Genomic DNA, 14,749 nt, shown 5'->3' with positions numbered 1-14,749 from the left:
ACACAGTCTTTATTGGTGAACACCGTCAAATGTGGGAGCTGGCTTGCCTGCGATGAGGCCAGCCCAGGCAATACACCTCTACAGACCGCCCGTAGCGTTGAAGCCACCCCCCAACACCGTCAACACCGACAACGGCAACAACAAGGTATCGAGCAACGCACTCGCCGGCAGATCCACCCCCGGATAACTCGGAGCCTCAGCCCCAAACCGATCCTTGGCGCAGCAACCGCCATTCATTGCATACAAATCCAACCGCGTGCCGGCATACACCACCGGCGCGCCGGGTTGCGCCGCATCCAGCGTGCGCGCGGTGGCGCAGCCGGTCAGTTGCAGCACAAGTACCAGCAGCAGCGCCTTATTCATCGCTGCTCAAATGGTGCTCACCCCAACGCGGCAGCATATCCTGGGGAATATTCAGCAGGTTGAGAATGCGCGCCACCACAAAGTCCACCAGGTCATCAATGGTCTGCGGCTGGTGATAAAAACCGGGGGACGCCGGCAAGATGGTCACGCCCATGTTCGACAACTTGAGCATGTGCTCCAGGTGAATGCTCGAATACGGGGCTTCGCGAGGCACCAGGATCAGTTGGCGGCGCTCCTTCAAGGTCACGTCCGCCGCGCGTTCGATCAGGTTGTTGCACGCGCCCGTGGCAATTGCCGACAAGGTGCCGGTGGAACACGGCACCACCACCATCGCAGCCGGCGCGCCGGAGCCGGAAGCCACCGGTGACATCCAGTCCTCCTTGCCGTAGACCTTGATCTGCCCCGCCGCGGCACCGGTGTACTCGGTGAGGAACGCCTGCATCATCTGCACCTTGGGCGGCAGGGCGACGTCGGTCTCGGTGGCCATCACCAACTGCGCGGCCTTGGAAATCAGGAAGTGCACTTCACGGTCTTCGCGCACCAGGCAATCGAGCAGGCGCAGGCCGTAAGGCGCGCCGGAAGCACCGGTCATCGCCAGGGTCACGCGTTCCGGGCCGCTCATTTCAGCGCCTCGGCGAGTTTGCCGTGCAGGCCACCGAAGCCGCCGTTGCTCATCACCACCACATGGGTGCCGGGCTTGGCGAGCTGCTTGACGTGCTCAATGATGCCTTCGATGGAATCGCAGACGGTTGATGGCACGGTGCACAGCGCGGCAATCGCCGGCAAATCCCAACCCAGGTTGGCCGGTGCGTACCAGACCACCTGGTTGGCGTCGTTGACGCTTTCCGGCAGGCCATCGCGGTGCGCGCCGAGCTTCATGGAGTTGGAACGCGGCTCGACAATCGCAATGATCGGCGCATCGCCCACGCGCTTGCGCAGGCCATCCAACGTGGTCGCAATCGCCGTCGGGTGGTGGGCAAAGTCGTCGTAGATGGTAATCCCATTCACGTCGGCGACTTTTTCCATGCGTCGCTTCACGCTCTTGAACGCGCTCAACGCGGCAATGCCCATGGATGGCACCACGCCAACATGGCGTGCGGCAGCCAGGGTCACCAGTGCATTGGCCACGTTATGTTGGCCAGTCATGTCCCAGTCGACGATGCCTTGGGCCTCGCCTTCAAACAGCACTTCAAATCGGGAACCGTCTTCACTGAGCAGCTTGACCTGCCACTGCCCGCCCGCGCCGGTGGTTTGCACCGGGGTCCAGCAGCCCATGTCGATTACACGCTGCAAGGCTGGCTCGGTGGTTGGGTGGATCACCAGGCCTTCGCTCGGGATGGTACGCACCAGATGGTGGAACTGCCGTTCGATGGCCGCCAGATCCGGGAAGATGTCCGCGTGATCGAACTCAAGATTATTCAGGATCGCCGTGCGCGGGCGGTAGTGAACGAACTTGGAGCGCTTGTCGAAGAAGGCGCTGTCGTATTCATCGGCTTCAATCACGAAGAACGGCGTATCGCCCAGACGCGCCGACACCGAGAAGTTCTGCGGCACGCCGCCAATCAGGAAACCCGGGCTCATGCCGGCATGTTCCAGCACCCAGGCGAGCATGCTGCTGGTGGTGGTCTTGCCGTGGGTGCCGGCGACTGCCAGTACCCAGCGGCCTTGTAGCACATGATCCGCCAGCCACTGGGGGCCGGAGACATACGGCAGGCCTTTATTGAGTACGTACTCCACCGCAGGGTTACCACGGGACATGGCGTTACCGATCACCACCAGGTCCGGGACCGGGTCGAATTGCGACGGGTCGTAACCTTGGGTCAGTTCAATGCCCTGAGCTTGCAACTGCGTGCTCATGGGTGGGTAGACGTTGGCGTCGGAGCCGGTGACGTGATGGCCCAGTTCCTTGGCCAAAACCGCCATCGAGCCCATGAAAGTGCCGCAGATACCAAGAATATGAATGTGCATGATCGACCTCGTAAAACGTCGAGGCAGGTTAGCGCAGGGAGGGGAAAATCGCACTCTTTATGCAGGCCATGCCAAGCGAGGTGTGTGCGGCGCAGCTCGCTCGGCACTTCTCATACTCAAGCGGTCACTGTTGTTCCAGATTGGTTTTCAAGGTTTTTCATCGCGGCGAGATAACGTAACTTGTCATACGACTCAAGCATACGTTCATACTTTTTCCCCATCAGATCGAGTCGATCTTTTGCCCCTTCAGGTATGTGTTCTCCTGGCTTGTAAGGTTTGAAAATAAGTCCATTCTGCCGAGTCGCTTTCTTTAATTGTTGTTCGGACGCTCCCAACAACTTCTCCAAGTTGCCTAATCGCCCGGCTTCGTCTTTCGGCCAACGTTCATCCTTGGTGAAAACCTTGCTGGTATCACCCAACATAAACATAACCGTGGTGGCCATGCCCAGTAACTTCATCTCGAAGTCGTCCAAACGTTCGTCGATAGAATCCTGCACCACTGCGGTTGAGTCGGTCACAGGTCTGGATTGGCTGGCCGTGGTATCCGCCGCCTTGCCCTGGCTTGTCGCTCCCGGTAAAAACGGCGGCGGCAACACGCCCGGCGCATAGGTCGCCTTGATCGCCTCCCCGCTGGCCACAGACCCCGCATAAGCCGCCACATTCATCGGCGCACTGACCAACCCGGTGATACCTGCGCTGATAAAGGCGTCACGCGCCACCTGGCTGGCCTTGGGTGTGGTGGAGATCACGCCGGCCTTGACCAGGCTCTCGGCGTCTATAACCCGCTTGGTGACCTCGGCGACGCTCATCGTGGAGCGCTTGCCCAGGCTCTCGAGAAGCGACTTATCGTTGGCCTTGAGTTTCTCAATGACTGATTGCGCAACATTCTTGAACCCGCCCTCGGGCTTGGGGGATGGGCCAGGCTTGATCTCCGGCTTGGGCTTGGGATCCGGCTGTGGTTTTGGCTTGGGATCTGGTTTGGGCTTAGGCTTGACAGCAGGCGGTAGAGAAGCGGGAGGATTTTTGCCAAACCAAGAAAAGATCCCCGTGCCCTTGCCAAAAAGGCCTCTCTTGGTGCGCACCAAGGGTCGGGCTGCAAAGTCATTGCTGTGAGGCGTGGCGTGTGCAGGAGGCTCTTGCGGGCGTGCAGGTTGCAGTGGAATGAACGGGGTCGTTGAAGGAGGAATAATCATCGTGTTCACCTGCGTGATTGTTTTGATACGAAAACACGGTAAGTAGTTGCCCTAAATGAGTGAGCAACTGCTTACGGATGGTTCCGCCGGAACAATCCACTGCACGGCGTATGAGATATTCGCGAGAGTGACAAGCTTGCCGTTCGACTCACGACTTGAATACAACAATTCCGGCACTGAGAACGGAAACATGTGTAGCCCCCCTTCATGCCGCACGGTGTGGAGATACTTTCATTTCCCGCAACGCCCTTTTCACCTCAGCCAACCGCGCCTCCATGGCATCCAATCGATCGTTCACTGCGGTTTTGGACAGGCTATCAATAGGAGCCGGAATGACGCGTTTGAAGTGAACCCTGAAGTGATCGACCTCTACGATAACGCGTTCTTCAAGTGCATCCAGTGCATCTTCCATTTGATCCATTAATACGGGGATATTGGTTGACTCGCCTCCAGCCGGGCTATCGGCGCCCTGTGCATCTAAACCTGTAAGCGCCGCCAGATCCTTATTTGCCTGCTGCAGTTCCAACTTGAATGCCTGCACCCGAGCAACCACCAATTGGTTAATGAGCCTGCGAATCGCCTCGGGGCGGCTCTGTCGGTCAACCTCGCCTTGCCTCCAGTTATTGTGGGTCTGGGCTCCATCCGGCCACCGCCACGGAATGTTCCCAAATGCCGCGTCAGGGATGAAGTCAACCGCGCTATCAAAAACTGCATCAACCCCATTAGACCCGGACCCGGGCGTGAATCCATTCAATGGTGCACCATAGGGAACCTGAGTTTTTGGATCATAGGCGTACCACTTGCCGTTTCGCTGTACCGCCAACGTAGGAACAGCATTGGAACTGTCGCCAAGAGGACGGTAAATCCCATTGGCAATCGGTTCTTTTTTTGCGTGATGAGGAATATCGAAGCCGCCCCTGCGGCCGCCGCCATAGCGCAACTTTTTAGATAAGACCCCCTTCGCACGGGACAGTGATTTAATACCACGCTTGCCCAGCTTGAAAACGCCCAGTCCAATGTCATACACGCTTGAAAGTGGGTTAAGCCCCCTCACACCCGCTTTGCCAAACCCTTTGAGAAAATTCAAGCCTGCACCCAGGCCCTTGGAGCCGGCTTTTACCGCCTGGCTACCGCCTTTGAGTGCCGGCACGACCAAACCAATCACATCCAGTACGGCGTAAAACAAACCGGCTAATACATCGCCTTTAATAAAGCTTTTAATGGCGTCGTAAAAAGGGATCATGCTAAGCAAGAACTCGCCAGCGGCTTTGTTCTGTCTTTCATCACGCTCCTGGGTGGTCTCACCTCTGGCAGCAGCTTTTGCATCTTCCACGCCTCGACTGTAATAAGAGCCGACGACGGCGCCCAGTTCGTTGATTCGCGCCGAAGGCACCCCCGTCTTGGGCAGGGAATGCGGCTCCGGCAGTTGCGAGTCCAATGACTTCGACGGGTAAATGGAAAACGCGGCAAAGTCAATTTTGTCTTTCCTGGGCCACGGAGTTCGCAGCACCTGCCACAGTATGGTCACCGTGTCTTCCTGCTCACCAGGGCGCCCAGGGCGTTCCATGGAGAAATACAAACGCGACGATGGAAACCGCAACCCCGGCCGTGATGGGTCAGCATCTTTGATAATTTGTCCGTGAGCGGGCGAATATAAGTAATGGCGGGTTTTCCCATTCAATTCGGCTCTGATGAGGATCCCGTCACTCTTCACATACTTGAACATCGGGTGATCCGGGCGAACAGGCCCCTGGACGTTACTGCTGGGCACGCCAAGACTAAAAGTGGTGACCTTACCGTACTCAATCATCTTCCGGTCTTCAGCGGGGAGCTGTGACAATTGATAGTTGAAAAACGTTGACATAGCGCGTTTCAAAGCATCTACATAGGCATCGAACTGCTCTTCGAACTTGGCCTTTATATCCGGCAGCTTGGAGAAACCTGCTTGGACAATAGCGGTTGGGAACGCATCGGAAGAAGAGGTCCAATCATGTTTATACAAGTCGCCAGACATATAAATATCCAGCAGTGAGTAAGTACCGCGTTTGCGTGAACCCGGAGGAAGGTCACCAAGCAGGGTCTTGTCTTGAAAAAAGCGTTCCATTTCAACGCCGTAGACCCGCCCTAACTCAGCCAGTGCCATGTCCTTGCGGGACGGCATTGTCGCCTCCAGAGCCTTGGTCGCATCAACCAAGCCATCTACATGTGCTTCCAAAGCCGTCGCAGCCCGCTCAATGGTCTCGGCGCTGTACGCATCGTCGCTTCGCGCCTCAATGACACCGTTAGCAATGCCCCAGTCGACCACCGATTGCAAGGCCGCGAACTGCGCTTGGAGTTGCTCATGCTCTGTAATAGGCTCCAACGCGTCGTGCTGCATGATTTCAGCGTAACTCTGCCCCGCCGATGCTCCTGGCGTCGCCTGCTCACGGCGCAAGACTGCCGAACTGAACGATGCCCATTGCTGTGAACCGTAAACCAATGAAGAAGGAACATCCTTGACTAAAAATTCGGGTGCCGACATCGCCAGTAGTTGAAAGGCCGCCACCGGCGCCAACTGCGGGCCAAAACGCGCTTCCAGGTGTTTTTCGAAACGTTTGACAATCTCAGCCGATGAGCGCCCCCAGTTGTCTTGCTGACGCAGGTTGTACCCAGCCAGATTATTGCGTTGCATCCCCGCCGCCGGATCGGCCTCCAACCCCAGCGCGGCAAGCAAGGCTTCCTGAGCACTGGTTTCAGTGGCCAACGCATCAATCGCCTCTTGCAGTTGTTTACCCAATGCCCGGGCTTCGGGGGTGCTGATCAATACCTGGAGAAATTCCTCAGGATCCTTGCCGGCTCTTGCCCTTACGTTCGCAGGCACAGCGCGCTGCAGGTACTCAAGAAGACTGGGCACACGTCCCTGCTCATCAGGCGGCAACTGTGGTTGGAGGGCTTTCCAGTTATTAACCGCCTCGGTCAACTTTTTTTGATTGCTCTCATTCAATGGCACCTCTTTGCTTAAGAGCCCACCAAAATCTCCCTGAGGCGCTGTAAGCAAAGGCGGTGCAGACAGCGAGTTCTGCAAGTTGACAAGTTCGTCCCGAGTGGTTGGAACCTTCAAACCAACGTCGACCAGCAATTGTTTGAGGCTTATCGTGGCGGGCTGTTTTTGCTGTTCACTCCAGAAGTCGGAATAGGGCGCAACATTTACTGTTATAGCGTCAAAATCCAAGCTCACGGCCGGCCTCTCAATCTGCTCTTTCAACACCGTGAGCAGGCTGTGCCACATATGAGCGTTCCCTATTCCGCGCAAAACGTTCATGCGCACTTCATTATCCGGCAACGAGCCCTGGCCCAGGAAAACCGGATGGCGGGCCAGCTCTTTCGAACGAGCCACTTTTTGTTCCGGTGTTAAATGCGCGGGCTCGCCATAAAAACGTTGAACATCGCTCAACCCAACCGTGCCGTCCTTAAAGTAGGCCGGAAGGCTCAATACACCGTTGGGAGTGAGTGTTTTGGCGGCGCTCACCAGGCTGTCAAACAGATCCAAGCCGCCCGGTAAGTCAACCAGGGTAACGGACTCTCTGACCAGTGTCCCATGGTAGGCGAGCCTGACTTCACCTTTGACAGGGTCCACATCAATGGCCGTGAAGTCTCCACTCTCCAGCATGCGCTTAAGCAACGGAGAGGCGAAAGCTGATTTCAGCGCTTCAAGCCAACGGCCTAACGTTGACTCTGGCGGAACCCGTAACCGCGACCCGCTCGTAAGTTGCGCCGCATATTCTTTCGCCAAACGCTCATCACCCGCTGCCCGTGAAACCTCAGAGTCAGCCGGGACGGACAAGGAATTCGTACCCACGCCTTGAGGCCCCGTACTCGATTTAAAAGTAGAGGGAGGAGAACCGTTATTCGATAAACCACCACGCGTCGGATCAACATTTTGCACACTCATGCTTCACCACCTTGTAGTTGATCCAGTCAATGTTTGCTGGGTGTGAATTTAAAGTAACGCGCACGTATCGCGAGAGTACGCATTATAAAACACATACAAAAAACCCAGCGCTCATTGCTGAAAAGAACGCTGAGTTTAATGGATCAACTTAAAAACAATGAATAGGCAGCCTGCCAAATATTAGCCACTGGCCCACCGTACGATTGCCTGCCAAACTCAAAAAGCAATGCAGCGATTAATAGCCATCTGCAGGAGTATTTTTTCTTGCTTTTATTGCGCTCTCGACGGCTCTGTCTCGCAACTTATTAACTGCATAAAGCCTGAGTTCGAGTGTCTTAACTCGCGCATCGATTCCCTCAGCGCCCGCTGCAGGGGGATCTGCTGGCAGCTCGGCAACTTTGTAATACGCGCTATATTCGTCTTGGATTCTCTTGGCCTGTTCCTCCATGTCGTCCAGGCGTCTTTCTAACATATCCAAACGCCCAAGCGCGTCCGCCGGCCATTTATCACCTGGCACCAATTCGGTATCAAGCGCTCCAAACTCCAATGTATTAAGTGTGCGCTGAGTATCGAATGAGGCGACTTGAAGATTATCTATAGAGGCGTACTGAGCCTGCTTTTTAGCTTCTTCCGCTTGCTTGGCTTTTTCCGCATCAGTCATTGATTCGGAGGACTTATCCCCTCCTGTCGGTGCAGGGGTGGAAGAAGCAAGCGGCGCCGGCAAATACTTCTGTTTTATGGAGTCTTTCGTCACCTCGTGACTAATGGCACTGGATGCCACATTAATAGGAAGTGCTGCAAGCGACTCTCCAACCCCCGATACAGCGCCCAATATAAACGTCTTACCCAGTTCCTGTTTCGATGGGAGCCAGCCTCTCTTAACCAACTCATCGGTCTTGGCTGCGTTATTGACCGAGCCTTCAATAGTCGGTTTCGGCACATTGGGTGCCGCAGGTGTGTCTGGTTTACTCGTCAGCGAACTGTTCATTCCGGCTAGTTGTGGGTGAGGTTCATTGTTCCCCTGCACCGCGTCTTGCTTAGACCGTGCCACTTTTCCGTCTTTATCCAGCGGTCTGCCGATGTTGTCGACAAGATAACCTTCCTTGTTTACCAGCTTCTTGTCTTTGTCGACAAGCTGGCCTTTATCATTAATCAATCGACTATCCCGGTTGATCAAGCGATCCTGAGAGTCTATCCGACGATTATAACTATCCACCGGTTCTCCGCGCGTATTAAGCGTCTGGTTCCGCTCATTAATCCATTGGCCGCGCTCATTGATAGTTTGATTTTTTTCATTAACCAACTGATTTTTCTCATTAATACGACGACCCTGATTGTCGATTGCATGTCCGTCGGCATCGACCCGCTGTTTTGATTTGTTGACCGGCCAGCCTGTACTATCAACATCTTGGCCTGGTTTGGGCGCGGGTTTGACGATATTAGGATTAGGGGCGCCATTGTAACTACCACCCGTATTGATATTTTGATGGCCTTGGCCACCGGGGGTGCCAGGGTGGCTGCCGGGGGTGCCGCCAGGGCGACCAGGGTGGCCGCCGGGAGTGCCAGGGCGGCCAGGGTGGCCGCCGGGAGTGCCAGGGGTGCCAGGGCGGCCAGGGTGGCGGGCAAGCGGCTGAACACCCCACCCTGCCGCCTTATCATCAGAAGTATGTTCAGCAACCGGATCCGGACCTGGAATAAAAACTGGATTTGAAGGGATAGTAATCATCGTTAAGAACCTTATACAAATCACGTTATTGACTCATTGAGATGCCCTCCCTGCTCTCAGTCATTACGTGGTCGATTCAGCCCTTACAGTTCCCCAACAAACACCCTTCATAACGCCTCATCAATTAAAAAAAACTAACGCCCCGATAGGGTCTCACTATTACCAAATAGCAACATCCATTAATAAAGCTCTTAATACCCACTTAAGCAATATATTCAGGTGCTAAACACCGATGCTTACGCAACTTTCGATACAGCGTATTGCGGCTAATACCGAGCTGCTGAGCCGTACGGGTCATATGCCAACGTTGCTGTTCAAGCGCACTCAGCAGGGTTTTTCGCTCCGCGTCGTCCAAGGGCGAAACATCAACAGCCGTGGAGGGCACGAGACTCGGCGCACGCACATTCGCCGGCAAATCGTTCAACGCAATGCGCCCACCCTCAGCCAGCGCCACCAACGTGCGCAAGACCATGCGCAATTGCCGCACATTGCCCGGCCAAGCGTGAGCGAGCAGCGCCTGCCGTGCCGCCACGTCAAGCGTGATCGCCTGCCCGGCAGCCTCCTGCTCCAGCAGAAAGTCCAACAGCGGTGCTTTATCCGTGCGCTCACGCAACGACGGCAACCCGACCTCCAGGCCGTTGAGACGGTAATACAAGTCTTCGCGAAAGCTGCCGGCCTGAACACGCTCCAGCAAATTGCGGTGAGTGGCGCTGATGATCCGCACGTCCACTGCCTGCGCAGCCCCGCCAATGGGCACAACCATACGGTCCTCCAATACCCGTAAAAGACGGGTTTGCAACGCAAAAGGCATGTCACCGATCTCATCGAGAAACAGCGTCCCGCCATCAGCCTGCTGCAATTTTCCGCGCATACCGTCTTTAAGCGCGCCGGTGAAACTGCCGCCGCGATAACCGAACAACTCGCTTTCAATCAGGTTTTCGGGGATCGCCGCACAATTGAGGGCCACAAACATTTTGTCGGCGCGCTGGCTAGCCAGATGTACGGCCTTGGCGAAGGCTTCTTTACCACAGCCAGTTTCCCCGCTGATCAACAACGGGACGTCACGTTCAAACACTTTGAGCGCCTTGCGAAAGTCCGTCTGCAACTTGGGATCATCCAGACAGACTCCGGGTGGACGCGGCGCCACAGCTTTGGCCAACTGCGGTTGCACACTGCGTGGCTGACCCCGTAATGCGGCAAACAAATGCCGACCATTACGAGTACGCAATGGCCAGCTGGCAATGCCATTAACGCTGGCACGAGCGAGTACCTGATCAAGGGAGCAGTCGAAAAAGGCCTCCATCGAATGCCCCACCAAGCCTGCGCGCACCTGACCCAACAAGTTCAGCGCGCTTTGATTCACCGCACAAATACGGCCTTCGCCGTCGAACGCCAGCAGCCCTTCACTGAACAGCCCCACCGACTCGGCCTGCAGGTGAAAACGCAGCAGCCAATGGTTTTCGAAGTGACGCAGGAAGTAGCAGCTCTCGATCATCTTGGCCGACAGGTTCACCAGCGCCATGGTGTGGAACTGGCTCTGACGCGATACCGCCTCCCGCGCCGAAGACACATCCAACACGGCCAGCAGCTCGCCATGAGGGTCGAACACCGGGCTCGCCGAGCACGTGAGCCCGGTATGCCGACCGCGAAAATGCTCGTCGCGGTGAATGGTCAGGGACTGGCGCTCCACCAGGCAGGTACCGATGCCATTGGTGCCTTCACACGCCTCACTCCAGTCAGCGCCCAGCCACAGCCCGGCGCGCTCGAAGATCTTGCGCTCGGACGGCGCGGTGACACAGTTGAGGATCACGCCTCGTGCATCGGTCAGCAGCACCGCATGCCCGGCGCCCGAGAGTTGCTGGTGCAGGCTGTTCATCTCGCTGCCGGCAATGTGCAGCACCTGTTGCAGACGCTCGCGGCTTTCCAGCACGCGGCCGTGCTCAAGCACTGTCGGCGCGATAGTTTGCGCAGGATCGAGGTGGTAGTCCTCCAGGCAACGCAGCCAGGAGCGGGCGATGGAGGGGTCGCTGGACGGATCGCGGCCATGCGCCACGGTGAGGACTTGCTGGGCATGGCGACTGAAATGATCGTTGTGCATTTCTTATTATTCTCCCTGCGTGAGAACGCCCAGCATCCCCCAGCCTTTCGACCAATGCAATCCCAGGCAGACCCGCCGGTCACAGGCTGTACCGTTTATGGCACAAACTGTCACTTCACCTGTATCAGCCTTGCCACAGTAGCGCCTTGCAACAAAGTCCAAGCCCTTGATTTACCTGGCCCCACAGCAGTGGCCCAACCTTTGCTCTACGCTTTATCAAGCGCTGCTGCGCTGCACTCCAATAAACATAAAAGCCAGGAGATACCCACCATGCGTTACGCACACCCCGGTACTGAAGGCGCCATCGTTTCGTTCAAGGCCAAATACGGCAATTACATCGGTGGCGAATTCGTTGCGCCGGTCGATGGCAACTACTTCACCAACACCTCGCCGGTCAACGGCAAGCCTATCGCCGAATTCCCGCGCTCCACTGCCAAAGACATCGACAAAGCGCTCGACGCCGCCCACGCGGCTGCGGACGCCTGGGGCAAGACCTCGGTGCAGGACCGCTCGCTGGTGCTGCTGAAAATCGCCGACCGCATCGAGCAGAACCTCGAACTGCTGGCCATCACCGAAACCTGGGACAACGGCAAGGCCGTGCGTGAAACCCTCAACGCCGACATCCCACTGGCCGCCGACCACTTCCGCTACTACGCCGGCTGCATTCGCGCCCAGGAAGGCAGCAGCGCCGAAATCAACGAACATACCGCCGCCTACCACTTCCACGAGCCGCTGGGCGTGGTTGGCCAGATCATCCCGTGGAACTTCCCGCTGCTGATGGCCGCCTGGAAACTCGCCCCGGCCCTGGCCGCCGGCAACTGCGTGGTGCTCAAGCCGGCCGAGCAAACGCCGCTGGGCATCAACGTGCTGCTGGAAGTCATCGGCGACCTGCTGCCACCGGGCGTGCTCAACGTGGTGCACGGCTTCGGTAAAGAAGCCGGTGAGGCGCTGGCCACCAGCAAGCGCATCGCCAAGATTGCGTTCACCGGCTCCACGCCAGTGGGTTCGCACATCATGAAAGCGGCAGCCGAGAACATCATTCCATCCACCGTTGAACTGGGCGGCAAGTCGCCGAACATCTTCTTCGCCGACATCATGAAAGCCGAGCCGTCCTTTATCGAGAAAGCGGCCGAAGGTTTGGTGCTGGCGTTCTTCAACCAGGGTGAAGTGTGCACCTGCCCGTCCCGTGCGCTGGTGGAAGAGTCGATCTACGACGACTTCATGAAAGTGGTGATGAAGAAGATCGAGGCGATCAAGCGCGGCGACCCGCTGGACACCGACACCATGGTCGGCGCCCAGGCGTCCGAGCAGCAGTTCGACAAGATCCTGTCCTACCTGGAAATCGCCAAGGGTGAAGGCGCGCAATTGCTGACGGGCGGCAAGGTCGAGAAGCTCAGCGGCGATATGGCCGGCGGCTATTACATCCAGCCGACCCTGCTCAAGGGCACCAATGAAATGCGCGTATTCCAGGAAGAAATCTTCGGCCCGGTGGTCAGCATCACCACCTTCAAGGACGAAGCCGAAGCCCTGGCGATTGCCAACGACACCGAGTTCGGCCTGGGTGCCGGTGTGTGGACCCGTGACATCAACCGCGCCTACCGCGTCGGCCGGGCGATCAAGGCGGGCCGCGTGTGGACCAACTGCTACCACCTGTACCCGGCGCATGCCGCGTTTGGCGGTTACAAGAAGTCCGGTGTAGGCCGTGAGACGCACAAGATGATGTTGGACCATTACCAGCAGACCAAGAACTTGCTGGTGAGTTACGACATTAATCCGTTGGGTTTCTTCTAACTGATAACCCGCTCCCACATTTGAAATGCAATCAAATGTGGGAGCGGGCTTGCTCGCGAAAGCGGTGTGTCAGTCAGTACATCTAATACTGATACACCGCTTTCGCGAGCAAGCCCGCTCCCACAATTAGATCTTCATAAGTACTTGCAAACTTCATCCGGCACACAGATGCCGAATTAGAACAATAACAATGAAAGGTACTTCCTCATGCCTAGCGAACCGACTGGATCTTCCGTCGACTTCGAAAAAGTCGACTCCCAATACTTCCAACAACGCGAACTGAAAAAAGGCGCCGCCGGCTGGGTGCTGTTAGTGGGTCTCGGCGTTGCCTACGTCATCTCCGGCGACTACGCCGGCTGGAACTTCGGCCTGGCCCAAGGCGGCTGGGGCGGCATGTTCCTCGCTACATTGCTGATGGCCACCATGTACCTGTGCATGTGCTTTTCCCTGGCCGAGTTGTCCTCCATGATCCCCACCGCCGGCGGTGGCTACGGCTTCGCCCGCAGCGCATTCGGCCCTTGGGGCGGGTTCCTCACCGGCACCGCGATCCTGATCGAATACGCCATCGCCCCCGCCGCCATTGCGGTGTTTATCGGCGCGTATTGCGAGTCGCTGTTCGGCATTGGCGGCTGGATGATTTACCTGGCGTTCTACATCATCTTTATCGGCATCCACATCTTTGGCGTCGGCGAAGCCTTGAAGCTGATGTTTGTGATTACCGCCGTCGCCGCGATTGCCCTGGGCGTGTTCCTGGTGGCGATGGTGCCGCACTTCAATGTCGCCAACCTGTTGGACATTCCGGTGACCGAAGCCAAGGGCGCCAGCACCTTCCTGCCCTTTGGCTACGTGGGTGTGTGGGCGGCGATTCCGTATGCGATCTGGTTTTTCCTCGCCGTTGAAGGCGTGCCGTTGGCAGCTGAAGAAACCAAGAACCCAAAACGCGACCTGCCGCGCGGCTTGATTGGCGCCATTGTGGTGCTGACCAGTTTCGCCCTGCTGATCCTGGTGATCGCACCGGGCGGCGCGGGTACCTACGCGCTGGTCAAATCCGGTAACCCGCTGGTTGAAGCGTTGGCGCTGTCCTACGGCGGTTCGACGTGGATGGGCAGCTTCGTCAACCTGGTCGGCCTGGCCGGCTTGATCGCCAGCTTTTTCTCGATTATCTACGCCTATTCGCGGCAGATCTTCGCCCTGTCCCGGGCCGGCTACCTGCCGCGCAAACTGTCGCAGACCAACAAGAGCAAAGCCCCGGTACTGGCGCTGGTAATCCCCGGCATCATCGGTTTTGGCCTGTCGCTGACCGGCCAGGGCGATTTGCTGATCCTGGTGGCGGTGTTTGGCGCGACCATTTCCTACGTGCTGATGATGGCCGCGCACATCACCTTGCGCATCCGTCGCCCCAAAATGGACCGTCCGTATCGCACACCCGGTGGCATCTTCACCTCCGGCGTCGCCTTGGTACTGGCCTGCGTGGCCGTGGTGGCGGGCTTCCTGGTGGATCCGCGCGTGGTGATTGGCGCCGCGATCATCTATGGAGTATTAATTGCTTACTTTGCTTTCTACAGCCGGCATCACTTGGTAGCAGGCACGCCCGAAGAGGAATTCGCGGCGATCCAGGCCGCAGAAGCCGCCTTGCACTAACTGCCGTAAACCTCGACGCGGGCGGCTGCCCGCGTCGT

The 14,749-nt window shown here is 57.2% G+C and carries 9 protein-coding genes; 2 read left to right on the top strand and 7 right to left on the bottom strand.

What is annotated here, in order from left to right:
* Positions 1-78: 78 nt before the first annotated feature.
* The 7 genes from J1G37_RS15675 to J1G37_RS15645 all read right to left on the bottom strand — a co-directional run bounded on the left by J1G37_RS15675 (position 79) and on the right by J1G37_RS15645 (position 11,279).
* Positions 79-363, bottom strand: a complete 285-nt coding sequence (locus J1G37_RS15675) for a YceK/YidQ family lipoprotein (protein ID WP_207043125.1) — start codon at positions 361-363, stop codon at positions 79-81.
* Positions 356-985: a flavin prenyltransferase UbiX gene (gene ubiX / locus J1G37_RS15670; protein WP_017735613.1), complete on the bottom strand. Its 630-nt coding sequence runs from the start codon at positions 983-985 to the stop codon at positions 356-358. The genes J1G37_RS15675 and ubiX overlap by 8 nt, the downstream gene beginning before the upstream one ends.
* The gene (gene mpl / locus J1G37_RS15665) at positions 982-2,331 is read right to left on the bottom strand and encodes a UDP-N-acetylmuramate:L-alanyl-gamma-D-glutamyl-meso-diaminopimelate ligase (RefSeq protein WP_207043122.1); all 1,350 of its coding nucleotides are present in this window, start codon (positions 2,329-2,331) and stop codon (positions 982-984) included. The genes ubiX and mpl overlap by 4 nt, the downstream gene beginning before the upstream one ends.
* 116 nt (positions 2,332-2,447) lie before the next feature.
* Positions 2,448-3,524 (bottom strand): hypothetical protein, encoded by a 1,077-nt coding sequence (locus J1G37_RS15660; RefSeq protein WP_242551608.1) that lies wholly within the window; start codon positions 3,522-3,524, stop codon positions 2,448-2,450.
* 205 nt (positions 3,525-3,729) lie between these two features.
* Positions 3,730-7,455 carry a hypothetical protein gene (locus J1G37_RS15655; protein WP_207043120.1) on the bottom strand — a complete coding sequence of 1,242 codons (3,726 nt, stop codon included), beginning with the start codon at positions 7,453-7,455 and terminating at the stop codon, positions 3,730-3,732.
* Positions 7,456-7,690: 235 nt separating this feature from the next.
* Positions 7,691-9,181 (bottom strand): hypothetical protein, encoded by a 1,491-nt coding sequence (locus J1G37_RS15650; RefSeq protein WP_207043118.1) that lies wholly within the window; start codon positions 9,179-9,181, stop codon positions 7,691-7,693.
* 202 nt (positions 9,182-9,383) lie between these two features.
* Complete coding sequence (locus J1G37_RS15645; RefSeq protein WP_207043116.1) at positions 9,384-11,279, bottom strand: sigma-54-dependent Fis family transcriptional regulator; 1,896 nt, start codon at positions 11,277-11,279, stop codon at positions 9,384-9,386.
* A 270-nt stretch (positions 11,280-11,549) separates the two neighbouring features.
* Between J1G37_RS15645 and J1G37_RS15640 the strand changes: the two genes are divergently transcribed.
* Positions 11,550-13,070 carry an aldehyde dehydrogenase family protein gene (locus J1G37_RS15640; RefSeq protein WP_207043114.1) on the top strand — a complete coding sequence of 507 codons (1,521 nt, stop codon included), beginning with the start codon at positions 11,550-11,552 and terminating at the stop codon, positions 13,068-13,070.
* Between the two features lie 207 nt (positions 13,071-13,277).
* On the top strand, positions 13,278-14,711 hold the full coding sequence (gene eat, locus J1G37_RS15635) for an ethanolamine permease (protein WP_017735607.1): 1,434 nt from the start codon (positions 13,278-13,280) through the stop codon (positions 14,709-14,711).
* The last annotated feature ends 38 nt before the right edge of the window (positions 14,712-14,749 follow it).

The organism is Pseudomonas sp. Marseille-Q1929, from assembly GCF_017316265.1.
Classification (GTDB): Bacteria; Pseudomonadota; Gammaproteobacteria; order Pseudomonadales; family Pseudomonadaceae; genus Aquipseudomonas.
The sequence above is the reverse complement of the archived record's forward strand: the minus strand, read 5'-3'. Positions and strand labels throughout refer to the sequence as shown.